The sequence below is a fragment of the Anoxybacteroides voinovskiense genome, from assembly GCF_014196205.1.
Lineage (GTDB): Bacteria > Bacillota > Bacilli > Bacillales > Anoxybacillaceae > Anoxybacteroides > Anoxybacteroides voinovskiense.
Genome location: NZ_JACIDE010000015.1, coordinates 25,559 through 48,332, shown reverse-complemented (window position 1 = coordinate 48,332; position 22,774 = coordinate 25,559). Strand labels below are relative to the sequence as shown.

At 40.7% G+C, this 22,774-nt stretch carries 15 protein-coding genes and 2 pseudogenes; 14 read left to right on the top strand and 3 right to left on the bottom strand.

The annotated features are described in order from the left end of the window. The first annotated feature begins 57 nt into the window (after positions 1-57). The 3 genes from GGR02_RS10840 (at position 58) to GGR02_RS10830 (ending at position 4,953) form a co-directional block, all read left to right on the top strand. Positions 58-384, top strand: a complete 327-nt coding sequence (locus GGR02_RS10840) for a nucleoside triphosphate pyrophosphohydrolase (RefSeq protein WP_183184794.1) — start codon at positions 58-60, stop codon at positions 382-384. Then, positions 377-2,803: a DEAD/DEAH box helicase family protein gene (locus GGR02_RS10835; RefSeq protein WP_183184792.1), complete on the top strand. Its 2,427-nt coding sequence runs from the start codon at positions 377-379 to the stop codon at positions 2,801-2,803. The genes GGR02_RS10840 and GGR02_RS10835 overlap by 8 nt, the downstream gene beginning before the upstream one ends. Positions 2,804-3,045: 242 nt before the next feature. Further along, positions 3,046-4,953, top strand: a complete 1,908-nt coding sequence (locus GGR02_RS10830; RefSeq protein ID WP_183184790.1) for an N-6 DNA methylase — start codon at positions 3,046-3,048, stop codon at positions 4,951-4,953. 91 nt (positions 4,954-5,044) lie between these two features. Here GGR02_RS10830 and tnpB (GGR02_RS17855) read toward each other — a convergent pair whose 3' ends face one another. Next, positions 5,045-5,332, bottom strand: coding sequence for an IS66 family insertion sequence element accessory protein TnpB (gene tnpB, locus GGR02_RS17855; protein ID WP_183184789.1), 288 nt, complete (start codon positions 5,330-5,332; stop codon positions 5,045-5,047). A 334-nt stretch (positions 5,333-5,666) separates the two neighbouring features. Between tnpB (GGR02_RS17855) and GGR02_RS10820 the strand changes: the two genes are divergently transcribed. The 9 genes and pseudogenes from GGR02_RS10820 to GGR02_RS10775 all read left to right on the top strand — a co-directional run bounded on the left by GGR02_RS10820 (position 5,667) and on the right by GGR02_RS10775 (position 15,633). Then, positions 5,667-7,607 carry a hypothetical protein gene (locus tag GGR02_RS10820; protein ID WP_183184787.1) on the top strand — a complete coding sequence of 647 codons (1,941 nt, stop codon included), beginning with the start codon at positions 5,667-5,669 and terminating at the stop codon, positions 7,605-7,607. Next, positions 7,597-8,442, top strand: a complete 846-nt coding sequence (locus GGR02_RS10815) for a hypothetical protein (protein WP_183184785.1) — start codon at positions 7,597-7,599, stop codon at positions 8,440-8,442. The genes GGR02_RS10820 and GGR02_RS10815 overlap by 11 nt, the downstream gene beginning before the upstream one ends. A 1-nt stretch (position 8,443) precedes the next feature. Further along, positions 8,444-9,232: a DUF6339 family protein gene (locus tag GGR02_RS17300; protein ID WP_229706246.1), complete on the top strand. Its 789-nt coding sequence runs from the start codon at positions 8,444-8,446 to the stop codon at positions 9,230-9,232. A 515-nt stretch (positions 9,233-9,747) separates the two neighbouring features. Continuing rightward, positions 9,748-11,928 (top strand): Z1 domain-containing protein, encoded by a 2,181-nt coding sequence (locus tag GGR02_RS10800; protein ID WP_229706245.1) that lies wholly within the window; start codon positions 9,748-9,750, stop codon positions 11,926-11,928. Between the two features lie 603 nt (positions 11,929-12,531). Then, positions 12,532-12,867, top strand: a pseudogene (locus tag GGR02_RS10795) (DEAD/DEAH box helicase family protein); the annotation flags it as partial. A gap of 131 nt (positions 12,868-12,998) precedes the next feature. Continuing rightward, positions 12,999-13,316 (top strand): IS66 family insertion sequence element accessory protein TnpA, encoded by a 318-nt coding sequence (gene tnpA, locus GGR02_RS10790; protein WP_183184783.1) that lies wholly within the window; start codon positions 12,999-13,001, stop codon positions 13,314-13,316. A gap of 11 nt (positions 13,317-13,327) precedes the next feature. Next, positions 13,328-13,666 carry an IS66 family insertion sequence element accessory protein TnpB gene (gene tnpB, locus GGR02_RS10785; RefSeq protein ID WP_221210812.1) on the top strand — a complete coding sequence of 113 codons (339 nt, stop codon included), beginning with the start codon at positions 13,328-13,330 and terminating at the stop codon, positions 13,664-13,666. Between the two features lie 86 nt (positions 13,667-13,752). Then, a complete protein-coding gene (gene tnpC / locus GGR02_RS10780; RefSeq protein ID WP_183184840.1) occupies positions 13,753-15,330 on the top strand; it encodes an IS66 family transposase in 1,578 nt (525 codons plus the stop codon). A gap of 102 nt (positions 15,331-15,432) precedes the next feature. Then, a complete protein-coding gene (locus GGR02_RS10775) occupies positions 15,433-15,633 on the top strand; it encodes a hypothetical protein (RefSeq protein WP_183184779.1) in 201 nt (66 codons plus the stop codon). 355 nt (positions 15,634-15,988) lie between these two features. On the opposite strand, the gene dcm is transcribed toward GGR02_RS10775, so the two are convergent. Then, complete coding sequence (dcm, locus tag GGR02_RS10770) at positions 15,989-17,239, bottom strand: DNA (cytosine-5-)-methyltransferase (RefSeq protein WP_183184777.1); 1,251 nt, start codon at positions 17,237-17,239, stop codon at positions 15,989-15,991. Between the two features lie 1,050 nt (positions 17,240-18,289). Here dcm and GGR02_RS10765 point away from each other — a divergent pair. After that, positions 18,290-19,434, top strand: a pseudogene (locus GGR02_RS10765) (IS701 family transposase). A 300-nt stretch (positions 19,435-19,734) separates the two neighbouring features. Here the strand turns inward: GGR02_RS10765 and GGR02_RS10760 are convergent. Beyond that, the gene (locus tag GGR02_RS10760; protein ID WP_183184775.1) at positions 19,735-20,319 is read right to left on the bottom strand and encodes a hypothetical protein; all 585 of its coding nucleotides are present in this window, start codon (positions 20,317-20,319) and stop codon (positions 19,735-19,737) included. Between the two features lie 875 nt (positions 20,320-21,194). Here GGR02_RS10760 and GGR02_RS10755 point away from each other — a divergent pair. Then, positions 21,195-22,604 carry a Sau3AI family type II restriction endonuclease gene (locus tag GGR02_RS10755; protein ID WP_183184773.1) on the top strand — a complete coding sequence of 470 codons (1,410 nt, stop codon included), beginning with the start codon at positions 21,195-21,197 and terminating at the stop codon, positions 22,602-22,604. The last annotated feature ends 170 nt before the right edge of the window (positions 22,605-22,774 follow it).

Here is a 22,774-nt window from a genome sequence, read left to right as displayed (position 1 = left end):
AAAAGAGCGGGAAATATTGTAAAATGGGAAGAGGTGAAAAGGAGAGGAGAGGATACGATGCCTGTTTACAACAAACTTGTTCGCGACAAAATTCCACAAATCATCGAAGCGGCAGGGAAAACGTTTACGATGCGAACATTAAGCGACGAAGAATACCGCCATGAACTGCGAAAAAAAGCGTTTGAAGAGCTGGAGGAATATGTGAGTGCCAAAGACGATGTGACAGCAATAGAAGAGTTGGCGGATTTGTTGGAGATTATCCATGCGCTTGCCGAATGCCATGGGGCAACGATCGAGCAAGTTGAGGCGGTTCGCGCGGAAAAAGCGGAAAAGCGGGGAGGTTTTCAAGAAAAGATCTTTTTGATCGAGGTACATGATGAGTAAAGTCGAGTTTGTCAAAAGCCATTTGATCGGAAAACTAAAAGAACATATCGAAACCTCATCCACGATTTATATATTAACGTCGTTTGTGATGAAATCGGGCGTGGAAGTCATCAAAGAACCGTTAAAGCAAGCAGCGGAACGGGGAGCCGATATTAAAATTTGCGCTGGCGATTATTTGTATGTCACGCAGCCGGAGGCATTGCGAGCATTGCTAGCAATCCATCCGAATATTGAAATTCGTTTATGGAAAAGCAACGGCGTTTCTTTCCATCCGAAAGCGTATTTGTTTGAAAATACAAACGACGGCTATTTTATTATCGGCTCCTCCAACTTATCGCGCTCGGCTTTAACAAGCGGCATCGAATGGAACATCGGGCTGCATAAGTGTGTCGAAGAAAACGTCTTTGCCAAAGTAATGAGCGAGTTTTTAACGCTTTTTTACGCCGAGCAAACGGTGCAAGTAAACGAGGAAACGGTAAAAGACTACGAGAAGCATTATGCCGATTACCACCAGCGCCATCCGAATTTAGTGCGGCAGTGGACAACGTCCGAAGAAATGGAACTTATGCTTCCAGCCACGCCAAAAGCAGCGGTTGATATGATGTACGAATCAAAGCCCTCCTACGGGTCAATCCAGCCGCGTTTTGCGCAAGTGGAAGCGCTCGCCCAGCTGGAAGCAACATATACGGAAGGATACGATCGCGCGATGGTCGTCATGGCGACCGGTCTTGGCAAAACGTATTTAGCTGCCTTTTTTGCCCGCAATTTTCATAGAGTGCTGTTTATCGCCCATCGCGAAGAAATTTTGCATCAGGCGAAACGCTCGTTTGCGCAAGTGCTTTCGGATAAGACGTTTGGCATTTACGACGGCAAAGTGAAAGAAGGGCAAGCCGATGTCGTGTTTGCGTCGATTTTTACGTTAAGCATGAAAAAACATCTCGAAATATTTGCCCAAGATGCGTTTGATTTAATTGTTGTCGACGAATTTCATCATGCCGCTGCGAAGTCATATGAACGGGTGCTTGCTTATTTCCAGCCACAATTTTTACTCGGCATTACAGCGACACCTGATCGCAACGACTATAAAGACGTGTACGCGCTTTGCGACGGAAACGTGGCGTACCGCATCGATTTTATCGAAGCGGTGCAGCGCGGGTGGCTTGCGCCGTTCCGTTATTATGGGGTGTATGACGATACCGACTATACGAAAATCGCCTGGCGTGGCAATCGCTACGATGAAGAACAACTATTGCAAGCGCAGCTGCGGACGGAAATGGCGGAAAATATTTTGCGAGCTTGGGAGAAACATAAGCAAACGAAAACGCTCGTGTTTTGTTCATCGATTCGCCAAGCGGATTTTTTAGCAAATTATTTTAACGAACAAGGCTACCGTACGGTGAGCTTGCATTCGAAACAAGTACATATTACGCGCACGGAAGCGATTGCGCTGCTTGAAAAAGGCGAATTAGACGCCATTTTCACTGTCGATTTATTTAACGAAGGGGTCGATATTCCGTCGGTCGATACGTTATTATTCGTTCGCCCGACGGAGTCATTGACGGTTTTCACCCAACAAGTCGGGCGCGGCTTGCGTCTTCATCCAGCGAAACAATATTGCGTCATTATTGACTTAATCGGAAACTACCGCAATGCCGATGTGAAACTTTCGCTTTTTGACACGAAGCGAGGGGAAACGAACAAGAAAAGAGAAAAGCTACTTCCAACTGTGCCGGAACAATGCGATATTGTCCTTGATGTGCGTGTCATTGACTTGCTAGAAGAAATGAGGCGGAAACGTCAGCCGCGCCGAGAAAAACTATTGCACGATTACCAAGAACTGAAGCAAGAGCTCGGCCGCCGTCCGACGTATTTGGAGCTCCATTTGCACGGACGAAGCGAAGCAAAAGAATACAGGGACGAGTTTAAATCGTACGTCGGGTTTCTTTATTGGGCGGAGGAATTGTCCGAGCGGGAAAAAGAAGTATTTTTGAAATACGAAGCCTGGCTTATCGAGGTCGAGCGAACAACGATGACAAAAAGTTACAAAATGGTCGTCTTGCAGGCGATGCTCAACCGCGGACCGTCACGCTGGCATTTGCCAATTACGCCGAACGAAGCCGCACCATTTTTCCATCAATATTTGACGGAAAAAGAATACCGAAAACGCATCGACTTCTCCGACGGGGAAACGAAGCGCTTATGGAAATACGACGAACAAAAAGTCGCGAAACTCATCGCCAAAATGCCGATGACCAAATGGAGCGGCAGTTCCAACGGGCTTATTTCGTTTGAAAATAATGTCTTCTCGCTTAACTTCTCCATCGCACCAGCGGACGAAGCAACTTTGTACCAATGGACGCAGGAGATTTGTGAATATCGGTTGCATGTGTATTTTGAGAGAAGAAGCGGAGGAAAATGAGCATAGATAACGAGGGAACAAAAAATGGTAGCGACGTATGAGTTTTTTGGATAAGGAAAAGCCGAGCAGTGCTGATGGCATTGCTCGGGGGTTATTTAAAATTAGTAATTTTATTACTAAAAAACAATTGACTATTTATTTCTAAATAAGGTATACTTAGCACAGAATTTATTTAACGAGCAGTTATCTTTGGAAGGTAATTAAATTACTAACAGCGAGTAATTTTTGGGGGAGAGTTTTTTATGAATTATGAACATGAATTGTCTTATTTGTTCGATATGTTGCGGGGAGAAGCAGGCGCAAGTGTTGGTAACTCATTACAGATGATTATGTCTGTCGCAAGCGTCAAATTTTTAGAACTACATAAAGAACAGTACAACCTGCCTAATACTCTTGCTTTAGAGTCTCTTTTAAAAGAAGGTGCTTTTTTAGCGGAAAAATTAAAAGCAATGTTAACGGAATTGGAAGAGCGAATTCCTTTTTTGAAAGGCGTTTATGAACCGATTTATTCGTCTAGTCCGTTCAGCGATAGCACGTTGTATCGTCTGTTCTCTCGCATTCATTCACTCGCCTTGTCGAAAGAACAATGGACGGAATTTATCGAGGCATTGTTCGCTCGTGCAAGTCATGCGGACGTATATGCAACTGGTTTCGCTTCCACACCTAATAGTGTCAATGAGCTTGGCATTCGAATTTTACAGATGCAAAGCGGAAGTTTTTATGACGGGACGTTTGGATTGGCTGGAACATTATGCGCTGCCCACCACTACGCCTTGCAAAACGATCTGGAAATTTCGCTATATGGCCAGGAATTTCATCCGCAAGCGTGGGCGCTTGGAAAATTACGCTTACTATTTCATGGACGTACAGACGCTCAGTTAGCGCAAGGGGATACATTGACACGACCAGCGTTTGCCGAAGGGAACCAGTTGAAAAAGTTTGATTATGTGATGATGGATTTTCCATTCGGTATGAAAATGAACAACTATGAAGCGCTCATGAATGATCCGTACCATCGCTTTGTATACGGAAAATTGCCGCGGACAAGTGCTGATATGGCGTTTGTATTACACGCCTTATCTTCGTTAAATGAAAAGGGGAAAGCCGTCCTTGTTGTCCCAAACGGAACGCTGTTTAGAGGCGGCCCTGAAGCAGTCATAAGAGAGCATTTATTGGCTGCGGATGTCATTGAAGCGGTCATCGCTTTACCGGCACCGCTGGACAATACAGCCATTCAAACAAATTTACTTGTGCTAAATAAAAACAAAGCCGCCGAAAGAAAAGGAAAAGTGTTATTTATTAACGCAGAAAACGAGTACGAAGAAGGAGGGAGAAGAAGAAAGCATCTCGGGGAAGAGCACGTTCGTAAGATTGCGGAAATCTACCATAACGGGCTAGAAATCGAAGAAATAAGCAAATTTGTTGCGGTGCGAGATATTCAAGAAACGAATTTACTAAGCAGCCGGTATTTGCAAAGCAGTGAGCTGGAAATCGAGCCGTATGGGAAAGTCAAATTCCATCTCGATCGCATAAAGAAATCGACGCAAGTACAACCGTTAAAGCAGCTTGGCACGTTTTATCGCGGCATTAATATTTCTGCAAAAGACTCGGAAACGGAAACTGGGGAATATAGAGTCATTAAATTATCAGATGTTCAAAACGGCGAACTATTAATCGAGCAACTCGCCTCCTACGAAATTAAAAACAATGCAAAAATCGAATCGTATCTCGTTCAAGAAGGCGATATCATTATTTCCAGCCGCGGCATGGGAATAAAAGTAGCGGTCATCCCTCCGCATGAAGGGAAAGTGTTGATCTCTCATAACTTTATCGGCATTCGCTTAAACCAAACGATCGACCCATTTTATTTAAAAACTTTTTTAGAAAGTCCAGTTGGGCAATATTTGTTGCTGAGCAAGCAAGTAGGGACGAACGTATCGATTTTAAGCATAAAGGACTTGGAAGACATTCCGGTTCCAATGCTACCTTTAAGCGAACAACAGGAGATGATGAAATCCTATCTCCAAGAGCAAGAGCGGATTGAGCAACGAATCAAACAACTACAGCAACAACAACACGAAACCAAACTAAAACTGTACGAAAAAATGGGCATTCGTTCGGGGTTTGAGACTATTGGGGGGAGGGTATAAATGGATAGAGGCAATTTTGATGACATATCGACGGCGTTCGACAATGTTATGTCAAGGAGTTTGGTATAATCTTAATAGAACCACGGGTTATTTAAATAACTTTCCTTGCGGTTACCACCGAGTGGGCTTGTTCCAGTGATAGTCCATCGAGTAGCCATCGTAATTGATGTGGACTAATTTTTAAAGGTTCCGAGCGATGATTAGAAGGCCAGTAAAACGTTCCTCGTTCGAGTCGACAATAATATAGCCAAAAATCGTTATGATTCCAATGAAGAATTTTCAATTTATCCTGTCCACGATTGCAGAATACCAAAAGGCTAGAAGAAAAGGGATTGAGCTGAAATATGTGTATTTTGAGAGGAAGGATGGATTGTTTCACTAGGAATATTGTTTTTGTCAAATAAAGATGGACTGCCTAGAGAGGGAGTGATTATATTTGCAGTTGTCGACATATCGACTTTAGAACCAAAAACTTTTGCAGAATAGATAGTCACGGAAAACTATAGCTCTAGGTGGTTTGGAAAATTTTGGATTCATCACCACAACAGGTATTTGACAAACGGTAAACTTCTCTGAACAAGTATATGTAAAAAACGTTAGTTCGCTAGTTTTCCCTCGGAAACATAAGTATAAGAATGTTACGAAAAAATTAAGTACAACCTTTGGTGAAGAACCGAATTTTTAGTAGATACTTGAAGATTTGGAGGATACATATGAATACATTTTGGCATTTTCCTGCGGTAGCGGGTGGGTTGATTAATTCTATTAATCATGCCGGACTGGAAACTTTTAGAGGTAACGCTCTAGAGTCATTAACAAGAGAAATCTGTCAAAACTCTTTAGATGCCGTAAAAAATGAAAAAAAACCTGTTATTGTAGAGTTCAGTAGTTTTACGACAGATATGAATAAAGTACCTGGCATCAACCAATTAAAAGATGTGTTCTTGAAATGTCAAGAGACGTGGAAGGGGAAAAACCAACAATGTGAGTATTTTTTAGAAAACGCATTACAGATTGTTCAACGCCCCACTATACAAATTTTACGAATCAGCGATTTTAATACAAAAGGGCTTGAAGGAGCGAAAGAAGGGGAACTAGGATCTCCATGGAGCTCATTGGTAAAGGAAGCAGGATCATCTAATAAGCATGAAAGCTCCGGTGGTAGTTTTGGCATTGGGAAATCGGCTCCTTTCTTGAACTCTAAATTGCGGACGTTATTTTATTCTTCTCTTGATATCACGGACTATGAATCATTTATTGGCGTAGCCAATATCATGTCTTTCAAAAAGAATGCAAACGAAATCACATTAGGGAATGGTTATTACACACATAACGAAAATTCCGATGCAATTCCTCATCAATTATTTTTAGAGCCTAGTTTTGTCAGAAAAGATACCGGCACGGATATATATGTAACGGCATTTGAGCCTTGCGAAGATTGGCAACAGGAAATCATTAGATCGGTACTGCATAACTTCTTTATCACGATTTATAGGAAAAAATTGGTGGTTCGAATCAATGATTTTGAAATTAGTGATAGGAATATTGCACAATTAATTAGCGATTTAGAGGATACGGAAGAAAATCGACATTTACAGCATTACTTCCATCTACTTACTTCCGATCAAACAATCAAAGTCGCTTATCCGGCCCAAAGGTATAAGCAAGGAATCTCTTTTGCCGAAGGGGAAGCCACGTTATATTTGATGAACGGCGAAGATTTAAATAGACGCGTGCTGATGACGCGAACGACTGGTATGCGTCTTTTTGAACAAAAAAATATTAGCGGCAGTATCTCTTTTACTGGAATATTGATGATTACAGGAAAAAACATGAATACGATTTTTAAGCAAATGGAAAATCCCGCTCATAATGAATGGTCGTCTGAGCGCTATGAAAAAGACCCTAAATTAGCGAAAAAAGTTTATGCGGATTTAAGGTCTTTTATTAGAAACGCGGTAAAAGAACATTTTCAAGAAAAAATTACAGACAGCATGGATGCGATTGGCTTAAGTGATTTTCTCCCTAACAAAAAGCTTGTCAACATGCAGGGAGTTAATAAAACAGAATCTCTCCATTCAAGCATTAAACAGATTTTGAAAAAAGAAATCAAGGAAGAGAGTAGGAAAGCCACAAGGCAAAGAGGTCTCACCACTGAAGATGTTGAGGCCCAATTAGCCGGAGAATACGGGATTACCCTGACTGGAGAGGAAGGAGGAAACGGATTGGGAAAACATAGTGGCGGGGGAAACAGTGGAGGCGGAGTTCAAAATCCTAGTGGTCAAAATCAATTGGATAAAGGCATGACTGGCGGCTTGGATCGACAAAGGCAGCAGAAACCAAGCAGTGAACCGATTCAAATTGCGCAAAGATATGTTTGTATTGACAAAGAACGAGGAAAGTATCGTTTTGTCATTACGGCGAAAAAAGCGATTGAAAAGGGCCGGCTCATCTTTAGAGTAATCGGGGAACAGAACGACTTTGATTTGCCGATTCAAAACGCGACAACCGACGATCCAAATGTGACAGTGGAAAAATGGGGAGCCAATAAAATTGATCTTCACTCAATTCCGGCCAAAAAGCCTTTTATTATCAATGTGGAAATCGAATATCCGAATTATTGTGCCATGGAGGTGGAGCTGTATGAAAATTAATGTCTCATATCCATACCCAGTATTGTATATGAACAACGATGATTACAAACAAACGAGTTTCTCCACCAAAATGGATGTCAAAGAAGAATTCGGCGAAGTAAAAATCGAGGCGCACTTTTATTTGGATAATCCGGAGATTAAAAGATTGATAGAGAACCGTTCCTGCGTATACTTGATTCACGTCGAATGTTCGCAAACGAGCTATCGGAAAGCGTTCGAAACGCATCAGGAACGTCTGGAAATTTCAATTGCGACTCACCAATTAAGGGGAAAGATTGTGCTTCATTCGTTTGTCATCGCGAAAGAAGCGATTCACAATTATACGAATGAATATTTAAATGATTGGTATAAAGACATTTCATTGACGTTTGAAAAAGGAAATATACTCGCAATCGGAGAGGCAATCGAAACAACGCTCATTGATGATCATACCGAGTTTTTGAATTTGCCTTCTATTGTGACGGTCACAAAATCTCTTAAGAATGATTATATGGATGTCGATATCCATTCGAACAATATTACGATTTATTTACCGGAGTACGAGTATCACCAATATGCCATGAGCGCCCATTTGCCACTGAAAAATACGATATTGGCGGCAGTCATCGTTCCGGCTTTAGTCTATGTTTTTTCTAAAATTAGCGAAGCGAACGGGGATTTGGAGGAATATACGTGGTATCAAGTGTTAGGTAAAATTTTCCAAGAAAATAATTATCCACTAGAAGACGTGGGAACCGACGTGTTATCTCCGCTAAAAGCGGCGCAGCTCGTTTTAAGAAAACCTCTGAAAGCGAGTTTTGAAGAAATCGAAAAGCTTCATAGAACGGAGGATTAACTTGAAGTTAAAATTCATCTCGGATGAAACATTAATGGATTTAAGAGGCAATTACGATTCTTATAAGGAACATTATTACAATGAAGATTATGAATGGTTTGACAACTATTTGAAAGAAGAGGGAAAGGTGCTCGAATCCAACATCCCGTTTGAAATGCCTGCGTTGAATATGGAAGCGGACTATGCCGCGAGCGATAAAGAAAACGTCAAAGCAATCTATGAGGCGTTAAAACACTTGACGGTGAATCAAGCGACGCAAGAGAGGCTTTGGGCCGGACTCGCACACTTGCAGCTGAGGGAATTTGCTTTTTATCGATTAAAGAAAGATCTGGAAAACAAAAACGACAAACGCATAAATACAGCTTTATTTTTCAAAAACGGAAATAAGCGTTCGTTATTTGTGCACATTTTAGCCCGACTTTGGTGGGTCGGCTATATGACATATGATGAATCGAACAAACAAGATCCTTATTGGTTAACGAACTTCTTTTGCAGCAAAGATTTTTCAGCAAGAAGCGTTATATTCTTTTCCAGCAACTTTACTTCCAATCGTACGATTACAAAAGGAATCCTAAAATGCCTCGTCGGACTTGAGGAAAATGGCATTGAAATTAAGCGGGATTATTTTGTTCAAGCGAATAAATACTTAAATATCGTTGGTGGGGCGATGATTTTAGATATGCTCACAGAGGAAGAAGTGGAGGATATGGTTAATAGACATTTACTAAAACATTTTGGATATCGAAAAGATTACCGTGTGCAATTTATGAACTTAGGCTCAATTGTGTAAAAAACGGTTGGTCATTGAAACATGTACTTGCTTTTTGAATTTAAACGTGATAACAATGTAGAAACAAGAGATATGTGGTATAAAAAGTAAAATTGAGTTTTTGGCTTTCATTATTATGATTGTCTTTATTTATTAAGTACAACTTTTCGCGAAGAACCCGTATCAAAGATTGAAATTTACTTTGCGATAAATGTCTCGAAGAATTAAAAACACCAGTACGAAATGTTCGGGATAAATTCCAAACTCTGCTGTACTGGAGATTAAAAAGCAATTGCTGAAAAGTACTGCTATACGTATAATCAATACCAACAAACCTTCCGAAAAATGGAGGAAGACAAAAAACAATGGCTATTGGAACTTCATAAGCAAATTGGGATATTTCAAATAAATGGGGATTAACAGAAAAAGAGTTAATGAAGGAGTAAACTCCTGAATTCATTGAAGAACGAATGTGGTAGGGAAGCGGCTGATTTATAAACCGATCATGTAACTAGTGAAAATGGGGGAATGATTCAATGACGACAATTCCAACAGAAATGCATTTAAATCTTAATGGCACATTTTATAAAGGATTAGATAAAAAGAACGGTTATTCTAATGAAACTAAAGCTTGTATTGAAAATACCGTTAGAAATTTATTGCAGAATGATACAAGTTTAAGTAGACCGGGAATGTTGTTGGGGAAAATTCAGAGCGGTAAAACTCGAACATTTATCGGTGTAACAGCTTTAGCGTTTGATAACGGATATGATGTTGCGATTGTTCTTACAAAAGGAACAAAAGCGCTAGCACAACAAACGTATGAACGGTTAAAAATGGAATTTGAAGATTTTAAACAAGATGATATTCTACAAATCTTCGATATCATGTCTCTTCCTGATAACTTAACAAACTATGAACTAGAGCAAAAAATCATCTTAGTTGTAAAAAAAGAGAAAAACAATCTAAACCGTTTAAAAAAAGCATTGTTCGAAACATATCCGTCTCTTGCAAGTAAAAAAGTATTAATTATTGACGATGAGGCAGATTATGCGAGCATCGGTTTTTCTAAAACAAAAAGTGAAATATACGAGATTAAGGTGATCGCAGGACAAATTGATGACATTCGTCAAAACTTGGAACAGTGTGATGTCTTGCAGGTAACGGCTACACCATACTCACTATATTTACAACCTGATAGCATCGAGCTTCGCGGTTTTGTGTTTAAACCGATTAAACCAGCTTTTACAGAATTGGTTCCCGTTCCAAAAGAGTACATCGGTGGGGACTATTACTTCCGGGAAAGTCAAGAAGAAAACACCATTGCCTATTATATTTACGAGCCAATTTCTCCTGAAGGGCTCATTGTATTAAAGAAGCAGGACCCTAGACGGTTTAAAATTGAGGAAGTATTAACTAGCAATAAAGTTTATTCGTTGCGCACTGCTGTGATGAATTTCATTGTTGGTGGAGTGATTCGGCGTATCCAAAGCCAAAAAGCTGGAGAACGTCCGAAAAAATACAGTTTTATTATCCATACGGAACAAAAAAAGCAAGCTCATGAATGGCAAGAAGAAGTCGTGATTGAAATAAAGCGACAACTATCCGTTATTGTTGATGAAAATCCAGAATTACTTACAGACTTAATTAAAGAATCATACGATAACTTGAAAAAATCGCTTTTACTGTTAGAATGCGATGTTCCAGAGTTTCAAAAGGTGAAATACGAAGTCATCCAAGCTATCAGAAAAGACCATATCATGATTACAAAAGTCAATTCTGAAAAAGATGTCAATGAGTTATTGGATGATACAGGACAATTAAAGCTCCGTGTGCCTTTAAATATTTTTATCGGCGGACAAATTTTAGACCGCGGAGTCACGATTGGAAACTTGATTGGTTTTTATTACGGTCGCAGCCCAAAAACATTTCAACAGGATACGGTGTTGCAGCACTCGCGTATGTTTGGCTATCGTCCGATACAGGATTTAGCTGTTACTCGTTTTTATACTACGGAAGAAATTTACGATGTAATGCGTAAAATTCACGAGTTTGACTCAGCATTGCGTGCTGCTATTGAAAATGGAAATGATAATGGAGTTGTTTTTATTCAAAAAGATGAAAGCAATAAAATCATTCCTTGTTCACCGAATAAAATTTTGATGTCTAAGGTGACAACTTTAAAACCTTTAAAGCGTTTGTTACCGATAGGTTTTCAAATAGCGAGTAACACACATATTTCTAGAACTGTACAAGAGATTGATAGAATGGTAGACTCGATTGTCAAAGGATTGGACCCGGTGCTGATTGATCTAAAAGATGCGGTTACTATTATAGAAAAAATTTATGAAACGTTTGATCCTAATGAGGGAGAGAGATGGGATGTTAAAGCGTTTATCTCCAGTATGGAGTATTTGGCAAGCAATATTCCTACTCAAAATATTGATAAAGTTTGGTGTATTGTGCGCAAAAATAGAGATATTGGACGCATTCGTCCACAATCTGGAAGATATGAAGACTCACCGGACACTCCATCTGGGAAGAATAGTGAGTTAACTGTAGCTAGAGAAGTTGCTTTTGAAAATCCTGTTCTTATTCTTACACGTCAAAAAGGATCACAAGAAAAAGGATGGAAAGGAATTCCCTTTTGGTGGCCTGTACTTGTTACACCAAGAAAAACACCAACTGTTGTATTTACAAGCGAAGTTCAAGACTAGAACGGAAAATCGTGCGATATGCCCCAAAAATGTCAGTGACGAAATGAAGTGGAAAGCTTAAATGGGGAAAGATTGATATTCTAACCTCTGGTTGACGCAATATGCAAGACGCGACATAACATTTCATCTATGTGGTGTAGGACGTATGGTTCCAATTGAGTAATAGACTGGGCAATGTCGTATATGCAACATATTGGTAATAACTTTATCTTGTGGCCACTTCCATAACTGTTCAACTGGGTTTAACTGTGAGGAATACAGTATCAAAAAGACAAAGTTAGGTGTTTTTTGCACTATCAAGGAATGCTTGCACCATGTTGGTATGATTCTCTTTCAACAAGCCAAAAAGTCCAGGAACCTTTTCGTATTTGCGGATGATGCGAGATGAGCTCGGTACTTGTTCTTGATTTCCTACATCTTCCTATGTTGCACGAAGCACCTGATAGCACATAAAACCTAATGACATTTCCCGGCGATTAGTTTTTTATAAATTTGAGTTTCTTTTGAAAAGTAGCTTAATCTCCTGGATTACCGTTCATCAGCTTGTAGGAGCGGCACCGATACGATGTGGAAGGTGTTTTGCAAGGAAAAGTAAGATGTTAGCGAACGACGATGACAAAAAGCTACAAAATGGTCGTCTTGCAGGCGATGCTAAACCGCGGACCGTCAAGTTGGCATTTGCCAATGACACCAACCGAAGCCGCCCCATTTTTCCATCAATATTTAACGGAAAAAGAATACCGAAAACGCATCGACTTCTCCGACGGGGAAACGAAGCGCTTATGGCAATACGACGAGCAAAAAGTCGCCAAACTCATCGCCAAAATGCCGATGACCAAATGGAGCGGCAGTTCAAACGGGCTTGTTTCGTTTGAAAATAACGTCTTCTCGCTTAACTTCTCCATCGCGCCGGAAGACGAACACATGTTATACGAATGAACGCGGGGAATTTGTGAGTACCGGTAGCATGTGTATTTTGAGAGAAGTAAGCGTCAAATTCTTCCCACCTAGTTCTGCCACTATATCCATGCCATAATTTCTTTAGAAATCTTTATGAAAGGAGTTTTGATATGGATAAAAACGAATTGCGACAGGAGTGGGAACAGCGCATTGCCTCCTACCGAGCAAGTGGTCTTACACAAGCCAAATGGTGTGAAAGGAATGGGGTAAAGGTTCACCAACTGAAGTACTGGCTCAAACGAATCGAAGGATCCAACGCTACACCAAATCCCTCTACAAAATGGGCATCCGTTGTGATGGCAGATGTATCGTTTTCTGAAGAGGATTCCATCCAAGTGAAAATCGGCGAATGTTCGATCGAGGTGAAGCAAGGGTTTCACCCTTCGCTTTTGGCTGATGTGGTGAAGGTGTTGAAAACGTTATGTTGAATGCGGCCACGGTGACCCATGTGTACCTCGCTCGAGGGAGTACGGATCTGCGAAAATCCATCGATGGGTTGGCAGCCATCGTCCAAGAAACATTCCAGCTCGATCCCTTTTCTTCTAGCCTTTTTGTGTTCTGCAATCGTGGGCGGGATAAACTGAAAATTCTTCATTGGGATCATAACGGATTTTGGCTATATTATCGCCGACTCGAACGAGGAACGTTTGATTGGCCTTCAGAGCACAGCCCGGAACCTTTACAAATTAGTCCACGCCAATTACGCTGGCTACTCGATGGACTATCGATGGATCAGAAACAAGCTCACTCTTCTGTAACCGCAAAGAAAGTTATTTAAATAATAAAAATTCAGGGAATTCCGCTGTTTTGTTGTATAATGAAGATATGAAAACAACAGCGAAATTCCCTCATTCTCATCTTACAATGGAAGATCTCCTTAAACGCTTAGAAATGCTGGAAAAGCAAAATGCGGAATTAAAGGCGGAACTAAAAAAGCAACAGGAGTTGGAAGCCAAATTAAAATGGTACGAAGAACAACTTCGCCTTCTGCAGCACAAACGCTTTGGCGTTTCAAGTGAAAAAATCCATCCCGGTCAATTGGAACTATTCAACGAGGTAGAAAACGAATCGAACCTTGAGTTGCCGGAACCTGCGTTAGAGTCCATTCGTTATCAACGCCGTCGGAAAACACGTGGTCACCGCGAAGCGATGCTGGAAAACCTGCCGGTGGAAACGGTCGAATACCGTTTATCCGATGAAGAGCAGGTCTGTTCGTGTTGCGGTGGAACGCTGCATGAAATGAGTACGGAAGTGCGCCAAGAACTTGTCTATATTCCTGCGGAATTAAAAGTGGTGAAACACGTACAATATGTCTATTCTTGTCGCCATTGTGAGCACCATGAGATCGAAACGCCTATTCAAACAGCGCCTAGACCGAAATCGGTCATTCCGGGCAGTTTCGCCTCTCCTTCTATTTTGGCACATATTATGACGCAAAAATATGTAGAAGGGCTCCCGTTATACCGCCAAGAAAAACAGTTTCAGCGAATGGGCATCCCTCTTTCTCGCCAAACCTTTGCCAATTGGATGATAAAAGGAGCGGAACAATGGCTGAGTGTGCTGTATCATCGAATGCATGAACATCTTCTGGAGCTGGATATTATTCATGCCGATGAAACTACCCTTCAGGTTCTTCAAGAACCCGGAAGACCAGCTACTTCCACTTCCTATTTGTGGCAGTACCAGACAGGGGTAGAAGGACCTCCTATCATTCTTTATGAGTATCAGGAAACGAGAGCAGGGGAAAACCCAAAAAATTTCCTGAACGGTTTTCAAGGCTATTTGCAGGTGGATGGATACGCAGGGTACCATCAAGTGCCGAACGTAACCTTGGTTGGTTGTTGGGCTCATGCGCGTAGAGGATTTACAGACGCATTAAGATCCATGCCTGCCAATAGCGTGACCCCAGTGACCGCAACGGAAGGGCTGAATTTCTGTAACCAACTGTTTGCGGTGGAACGCAAATTAAAAAAACTAAAACCCGAAATTCGGTATGAAGAACGTCTAAAACAAAGCAAGCCTATCTTAGACGCTTTTTTGTCATGGCTTCAAAAGCAAAAACAGCACGTGTTGCCAAAGAGCGCATTAGGAAAAGCCATTTCGTATTGTCTGAACCAATGGGATAAATTAGTGGCCTTTTTAGAGGATGGGCGACTGGAGATCGATAATAATCGCAGCGAACGCTCGATCAAATCGGTAGTCATCGGAAGGAAAAATTGGCTTTTCGCGAATACACCACAAGGTGCACGGGCAAGTGCCATCATCTACAGCATAGTGGAAACAGCGAAAGCGAATCAACTAAATCCGTATTACTACCTTCGCTATCTTTTTGAGAAGCTTCCCAATATGGATTTGTCAGACAAGAACGCATTGGATCAAATGCTTCCTTGGTCAACCACACTCCCTGTTTCATGTATTGCTTTTCATCAGCTAACTAAATAATACCCCAAGCCCCGGCCTTCAAAAAGGTGGGGGCTATTTGACGTTTACTGAGAGAAAAAGTGGAGGAAAGCGATAACGTGGAAAAAGGGAGATGGAGCGCTTATGCTTTTCGTTTATAAAAGACTGCGCTGTCCGATTTGTTCGAGACAATTCCAACGCCTAGACAAAGTCGTACTCGACATTATTAACACCGTCATCCACCGAGAGTGCTATGAAACGACCGAAAGCCCACTTCTTCCAGTAAAGGACGAAGGAACGTTTCGGGAACTAGTGGCGACGTATGAGTTTTTTTGGGATGATTAACATTTGAAGTGGGCGGATATTAATCCCTCATGTTAAGGAGCTTTCTATCAAAAGGCGGAAACTCTAACGGTGTACAGAATCCATGACTGAAATAGGACAAACATTTGCGATCCTAGGGATAAATCCCCCTCCGAAGATTCTAGGTATCTGTCCTTGCAACTAGATACACACCCGAAGTATGTATAAATGCCTCTGAGCTCTTTTGTACCAAAGAATCAGAGGCATTTTGTTTGCATAGTAGCTATAAAACGCGGACTATTTGACATGGGGAGCAGAATATGATGTTTTCTTGTCAAAAAATTGTCTCAAAAGCGAACGATATACGAGCACTTTTGAGACGGAAATATAATATTATTTAGAACAAAGACAGTTGTATTATTCTTTCTTCCGCTTTTGTTGTCTCTTCAGACTCAATTTCTTTTATTCGCTCCCCCATTTTTTTTATTAGACCAACAACTAAGGCATTTCCCATACAGAAATAACGCATGCGTTCAGGCATACCTTCAGTCCAATTATCGGGGAAGCCGTTGAGTCTCTCGCACTCCACTGGGGTTAGAATTCTAAGTTTTTTTGTAACAGGATCTTCAATTACATGACTGCTTCGATTCACAGTTCCCTCACTAGTTAGCATTGTACGACCAGGCATGTCCAATGAATCAGGGAATGCCATACCACCTTCCGAAAATATATATTTATGACCAGTAGAAGAAGTTCTTTCAATCTTTTTTGGTCCCTTTAAATATTGAAATTTCTCTATTGTCTTTTTATCTAAATAGTATTTTTCTCCTACGTTTGTCTGAAGAATTTCACCTAAGGTAATAGGCGATTCCTTGATAGGAATCAGTTCTTCTGTGTATACATTACCGTTTTTCATAATACCGCTATTTAGAAATTTAGCCGAAAATTTATTTGAGATTTCTAAAATGTCACATGGCAAAGTAAAAGACAGGGGCTTATGCTTCTCGTTCGTACACTCTTCTACCGGAAATGGTTTTGCAAAAAATCCTTTATGATGTAATATGGTTACATTGTCGATTTTGTTCATTTTTGCAACGAAAGAAGTATCATTTTGTACTGCAAAAATGAAAATTCTGCGCCTTCTTTGTGCAAAACCATAATCGGCTGCATTAATGATTCTCCATTCTACTGAATAATTTAAGTCACGAAGACTTGCTAGCATAACTGAAAAATCTCTCCCACGTTGCTTGGCAGGAGATTTGATTAATCTGTCAACATTTTCTAATAATACATATCTAGGTCTTAATTCCTTTAGGATACGGACTATTTCCCAGAATAGAATGCCTTTTTTTCCTTCAATTCCTTTTTCTCCAGACAAACTCCGAGCTACAGAGTAATCTTGACAAGGAAACCCTCCAACCAGAAGATTTGCATTAAAACTTACTAGAGATTTTTCATCTACAGTAGCAATATCTTCGTTTGAATGCGTACCCTTATTTTTAAACTGTCTCACGTAGCATTCAAAGGCGTCTTGTGCTTTTTTTGACGGTTCCCATTGATTTGCCCATACTACTTCAAATCCACCGACGGATTCCAACCCTAGACGAAAACCACCGACACCTGCAAATAATTCTATAACTTTAATCATGAAGAACATCCTTTCGGTATAAAAAGTACCCAACAAATATTATAATAAAAAATGTCAAAAAGATCAACCGAATATTTTATATTAACCGCGGTGCTAGTTGGCTGCTAGCATTACAGGTTGCGTATTGTTTTTGAATCAATGTCTTTCTCTGGAGAGTACAAAGTACATGTTATGGTAAAGAGCCGAAAAAATATATAATGACAAAAGCTTCATTATTTTTATGGTTGTTTTTGGAAATAACAACTGTAGATGTTTTACGATTTCATAAAGAACATCCTTCGCTTTAGTACATTTACGGCGTAAAACGTACATCCGACTGCTTTTGCGGAAGTTTGAATGCTTTAATCTAACACGTTTTTTGTGGCAAGCTCGAGAATAAGGAATGCTGGTCTGTAGAGAGTTATGTTCTGCTATTAGGAAGGGAGCACTTTTGTGCAGCTTATCTGGATTTATTGGATAATTAGAGCATTTGATGTACAAAATAATTATAACATTTCAAGAACTAATGTTCTATGTTTGTCCTAGAAGTTGTTGCAAAATTTTTAATTGCTGATAGTGGTATCTTTTACTCGGATTTATCTTATAACGTGACGTAGGTTATCTGTTAAAGCTATAAAAATAGAGAGTATCTAAGTTAAGGAGCAGTAAGTATGAAGACTTATAAAATCTTGCCCACGAAAAAACTTTTGTATTTTTGCACGAGTGTTGATTATCCATTATTTTACTAAAAAACACAGAATCATTTGACTGAACACAAGCTTTTCCGCCTACGGCAGAAAAGCTAGGAATAGAGCAATGTCAACTGGTTTTTAATGGTTAATCAACACGTCTGGTATTTTTGGTTTTTATATCATGTGATGTGAAATAATCACATAACTTAAATGTGAATATTTATATTCAATACTGTAGTTGAGCAAATTTACATCCAAACAAACAAGGAGACATGAACCCGACTCCTTGGTTAAAATAGATGTGCTAACCAACCATTCACAAGGAGGCTCATGTTTCATGAATAGATTAGCACATCATTAAGGAATCCACAAGTTTTTCATGGCGTTGGGGTTGGCGCTTTATTTTTAGAAACCGGTCATCAAGCATCTCGTTCATATTGTGGATGCCTTGACTACCAAGGGATTTTTGGGAACGTTGACCGATGTCCATCACTGGAGTTTTCATTCCAACCATCGAACAACGCTCAGCCATTTTTTCACGAAAAGCCCTTGGGATGAAGAGACGTTGCTTCGCAAACCCCAGCAGTGGATTCTCGTCGTGTCGAACGCAGCTCGAAACGAGAGAATTCACCCCTTTTTGTTTCGATCGATGATACGATTTGCCAAAAAACGAAGCCTTCGTCACGAGCCACGCACGCCATTCAAGGGTGTGATTGGCATTGCTCCCACAAAGATCATCAATCGGTCTGGGGGCATTCGCTAGTTTGGCTGATGGTACACACCATGACTCAAGCATTCCCGTTCGCGTTTCGTCTTTATGATAAGGCGACGGGAACAAGCAAAGTCGACCTAGCGATGGAGATGCTTTCTTCGCTCAAGGTGAAGCCGAATCATCCGGTGTATGTGCTCATGGATTCATGGTATCCGTCCAAAGAGCTCATCGAAGCCTGCCTGAAAAAGGGATTCCATGTCATCGCGATGCTCAAGACGAACCGAATTCTCTACCCGAAAGGCATCGCCATCCAAGCCAAGCAGTTCGCCCGCTATCTCGAACCGCGAGACACCCGCCTCGTCACGGTGGGGAACGAGCGCTATCGTGTCTACCGCTACGAAGGCGCGCTCAACGGTCTTGATGATGCGGTGGTGCTGCTTACTCCGAAGGCTGCTCAGCCGATGACACCCGAACATCTTCATGGCATCTTGAGCACCGATCGGGAGCTGAGTGATGAAGATATCTTGCGTTACTATGCCCAACGCTGGTCGATCGAATGCTTTTTCCGACAGGCAAAAGACCAGCTGAAGTTCGATGGGTACCTTGTTCGTCACATTCGGGCGGTGAAACGGTATTGGGCAGTGGTGCTGTTGGCCTCCGTATACTGCATCGCCGAATCCCAACAAACCCTTTCCGCTGGACTGGAGCTTCTTCAATCACGGAAAGGTCACAGCGTCGTTGAGTTCATCTATAACGCTGCGAAGCAAGAGATTCCCATTGATGTGATCAAAAAACAGCTCCATGTCGCCTAAGGGGTACCCTGTTTGTCTCTTTTTAAACGATAATTATTGTAATGAAAATTGCTCATCTACAGTTCAATAAATTAATACACAATAAAGAATATATCGGATTCAAATAGGGATTTTATGTAGAAAAATTCCTTAAAACACTAGGTAGCGTTAAAAGTTCTATGAAAACCCCATATCCGTCATGCCATTGAGCATAATGGGGCATACTTGGATTTGGATTCAACATTGACTAACACTCGCCAAGGTGCGAAAGGGCTGTCAAGGGCGACGGGGTCAAAAAGAGGGCATAGGGAGTCATTCTTACTAAATTTCACCTTTTATTAGGTTCGGTTGGTCAAGGATTCGCTTCGCCGAATTTGGTCGGTTTTCTGATTCATGGAACCCGGCGGATAAAAAGGCTAGACCGCCTCTTTTCGAAGAAAGTCCTGAGCCATGGCGATGAGCTTCGGCCACCGAATACTCATTGGTCAGCTCGATTACTTGGCGGACGTCAAACGAAATCCCGTGCTGGGTAAAGAAGTGCTGCGGCAGCAGGTACAGGTAAATTGGATTGCCATCCACGATGAACGACAAGTTGTCCGAGAGGGATGGCAGAGTTCGCAGGACATCATCGATGGATTGGGTGGCCGAGAGTGTGTCTAGGTTGGCGCAACGTGATAAGACAGCATAATCTTTTTCCCGCGTCAAACATAAAGAATAGGTAATACCATCGTCTTTTGAAGCGAATATACTTCTCGTCCCCGCAGAACGAATCGGACAGCTGGACAACTCATAGGGGAATCGGCTCATAAAGGACTTATTTAAAAACGCGAAGTTGTTGGTGTAGTTGAGTACTGTATGATGGGGAATCGACAAGCGATGGATGTCTTTCATGACTACCGCCGTCATACGTCAACACGAGTCCCAAAACGTGCAGCGGTACGGCGAGCCGGGACAAATCGACTTTCGGCTTGATGGGCGATGAGGAAACCAACGGGAGAAAGTCAAACCGGAACTCCCGAAACAGATACTGCACTTTGAAGGCTTAAGGATTCTGCTTGAAACGTTGGCCCTTCTTCTTTGTCATTCGGCGAAGGTTCTTTTGGTAAAACGGACAGTCGTTGTTCTTGCACCTGTAGAGGTTAAATTCCTTTTGCTATTTGATTTTCTCAAGTGTCTTTTTGCAGTGCAGTGCGGACGACGAAGGAACGTTTGCTTAGTGAACTGGTTCCGATGGATGAGCCGATACTGGAATACTTTGCATTGGTATTAGTCTTTTCCGTCGTTGTTGACGTACAGGTAGGAGGAGAGTCGCCTAGCGTTGGGGACAAGTCAACGAATCCGGAACACTGTATTTGAACTTCGCCCGGCGTTGAATCGCCCGCAAAGGATGGTCGTGTTGTGCCTCGTAGCCTGCAAGAAGCTTTCGATAGCCCAGCGTTTCTGGCACACCGATGATTGGAAGGTCATCGACCTGAAGCTTCTGATATGGCTTTTGGATAGGTTCGTCCAAGTTCTGGATATTCAAGAATTTTCCGAGTAAGGAACCCATCAGATACACAATGATTTGATATTGTTTTTTGATTATTTGAAGCAAATAGGATAATAATTGGGGTAATAAGCTTGTCACTCCTTTGTTTTGGCTGTTGAGTGTCGTTACCTCAATGATGACAGAAAACACGGGGGTGGCAAGTTTTTTTCTTTCAATAATCGGAAAACAAAGGAAACTGTGAGCGTGGAGGATAAACTTTTGACAATATCAAACACTTGTAGGAGGGATTATAATGATTTACTATACAGTAGAAGAAATCATGGCAAAAGCAAGAGAAGCTGAGGGAAAGACGTTCGGAGAAATTGATAAATATGGTAGATTGGATAACAATAGAGCTAAAGGAGTACTTGGACAGGTAGTAGAGGAGAGTCTCTTTGGTTACAGCATAAATTCTAATTCTAAGCCAGATTTCGTAAATTTGGGTGTAGAACTTAAAGTTACACCTTTTAAGAAAAATAAAAATGGTACATTATCAGCAAAAGAGCGACTTGTCTTGAATATCATCAATTATATGGAAGAAATTAATTGCACCTTTGAAACGTCGTCTTTTTGGAAGAAAAATGAGAAATTGTTACTGATGTTCTATGAATGGATTCCAGGACTCGCTAGAAAGGATTATCAAATTTACAGAAGTATTTTATATACTTTTCCAGAAGCTGATTTAGAGATAATAAAAAATGACTGGGAATGCATTGTAAAAAAAATCAAAGAAGGGAAAGCTCATGAACTATCTGAAGGAGATACGGTTTATCTAGGAGCTGCTCCAAAAGGTGCCAACAGTGGTTCGCTTAGGGAACAACCTTTCAGCGGCAAAAAAGCTATGCAAAGAGCATTCTCATTAAAGCAATCATATATGACAACACTTGTTAGAAAATTTTTGAATAACGAACAATTTGTGAATTTTGTTTCGGCTGCTGATTTAAAGGAGAAAACTTTTAATGAAATTTTGCAAAATAAATTTAGTCCATATATTGGTTGGACAGACGAAGAAATTGCAAATAAACATAATATCCCATACAATAAAAATTCAAAAAGCTTAATAGCAACAATCATCAGTGCAGTCCTTGGGATTAAAGGCACAAAACTTCATCAAATAGAAGAATTTTCTAAAGCGAATATTGAATTTAAAACCGTTCGGCTTGAGCCTAATGGTAAGCCTAAAGAATCTATGTCTTTCGAAAACATTGACTTTGACAAATGGACATCTGAAACTTGGGAGGATAGCTATTTACGTCATCGTTTTTACGAAACAAAATTTTTATTTGTTGTCTTTGAATATAAAGAAACTATAGCTGAAAATGCTAATCGTAAATTATATTTTAAAGGAATTAAGCTTTGGAATATGCCGACAGAAACAATTGAGAAAGAGGTAAGAGAGTTTTGGGAGGAAGTTGTAAGACTAATTAACACCAATGAATTAAAAATTGAGTACGTAAAACGAGGCGAGAAGGTTGTAGAGACAAACAACTTCCCTAAATGTAATTTTAATGGTGTTATGCATATGAGACCGAAGGCAGCTAACGGGGATGATAAAATTTTACTTCCTAATGGTAAATATATCACTAAGCAGTGTTATTGGTTAAATAATACTTACATTGCGGAAGTTTTAAAAGATTTGGCTCTTCACAACAAGTATGAGTAAAATGTTTGTGAGAGGAAGCTAAATCCTCTTCCATATGTTTCAAGTGGAGGGTTTCCTTGAGCAGAATGTATATGGCAGAATAAAAGTACATAATTTGGCGGCGTAAAAGTGCAGAATCGCTGCCATAAAAAAAGAGCCTTGCCAGTCATCCCAAAATCCATTACCCTCCT

Bases quoted from the DNA above. Each gene is read 5' to 3' on its own strand.
- GGR02_RS10840 (WP_183184794.1), top strand. From the start codon at position 58: ATGCCTGTTTACAACAAACTTGTTCGCGACAAAATTCCACAAATCATC.
- GGR02_RS10835 (WP_183184792.1), top strand. From the start codon at position 377: ATGAGTAAAGTCGAGTTTGTCAAAAGCCATTTGATCGGAAAACTAAAA.
- GGR02_RS10830 (WP_183184790.1), top strand. From the start codon at position 3,046: ATGAATTATGAACATGAATTGTCTTATTTGTTCGATATGTTGCGGGGA.
- GGR02_RS10820 (WP_183184787.1), top strand. From the start codon at position 5,667: ATGAATACATTTTGGCATTTTCCTGCGGTAGCGGGTGGGTTGATTAAT.
- GGR02_RS10815 (WP_183184785.1), top strand. From the start codon at position 7,597: ATGAAAATTAATGTCTCATATCCATACCCAGTATTGTATATGAACAAC.
- GGR02_RS10800 (WP_229706245.1), top strand. From the start codon at position 9,748: ATGACGACAATTCCAACAGAAATGCATTTAAATCTTAATGGCACATTT.
- tnpA (WP_183184783.1), top strand. From the start codon at position 12,999: ATGGATAAAAACGAATTGCGACAGGAGTGGGAACAGCGCATTGCCTCC.
- tnpC (WP_183184840.1), top strand. From the start codon at position 13,753: ATGGAAGATCTCCTTAAACGCTTAGAAATGCTGGAAAAGCAAAATGCG.
- GGR02_RS10775 (WP_183184779.1), top strand. From the start codon at position 15,433: ATGCTTTTCGTTTATAAAAGACTGCGCTGTCCGATTTGTTCGAGACAA.
- dcm (WP_183184777.1), bottom strand. From the start codon at position 17,239: ATGATTAAAGTTATAGAATTATTTGCAGGTGTCGGTGGTTTTCGTCTA.
- GGR02_RS10760 (WP_183184775.1), bottom strand. From the start codon at position 20,319: ATGACGGCGGTAGTCATGAAAGACATCCATCGCTTGTCGATTCCCCAT.
- GGR02_RS10755 (WP_183184773.1), top strand. From the start codon at position 21,195: ATGATTTACTATACAGTAGAAGAAATCATGGCAAAAGCAAGAGAAGCT.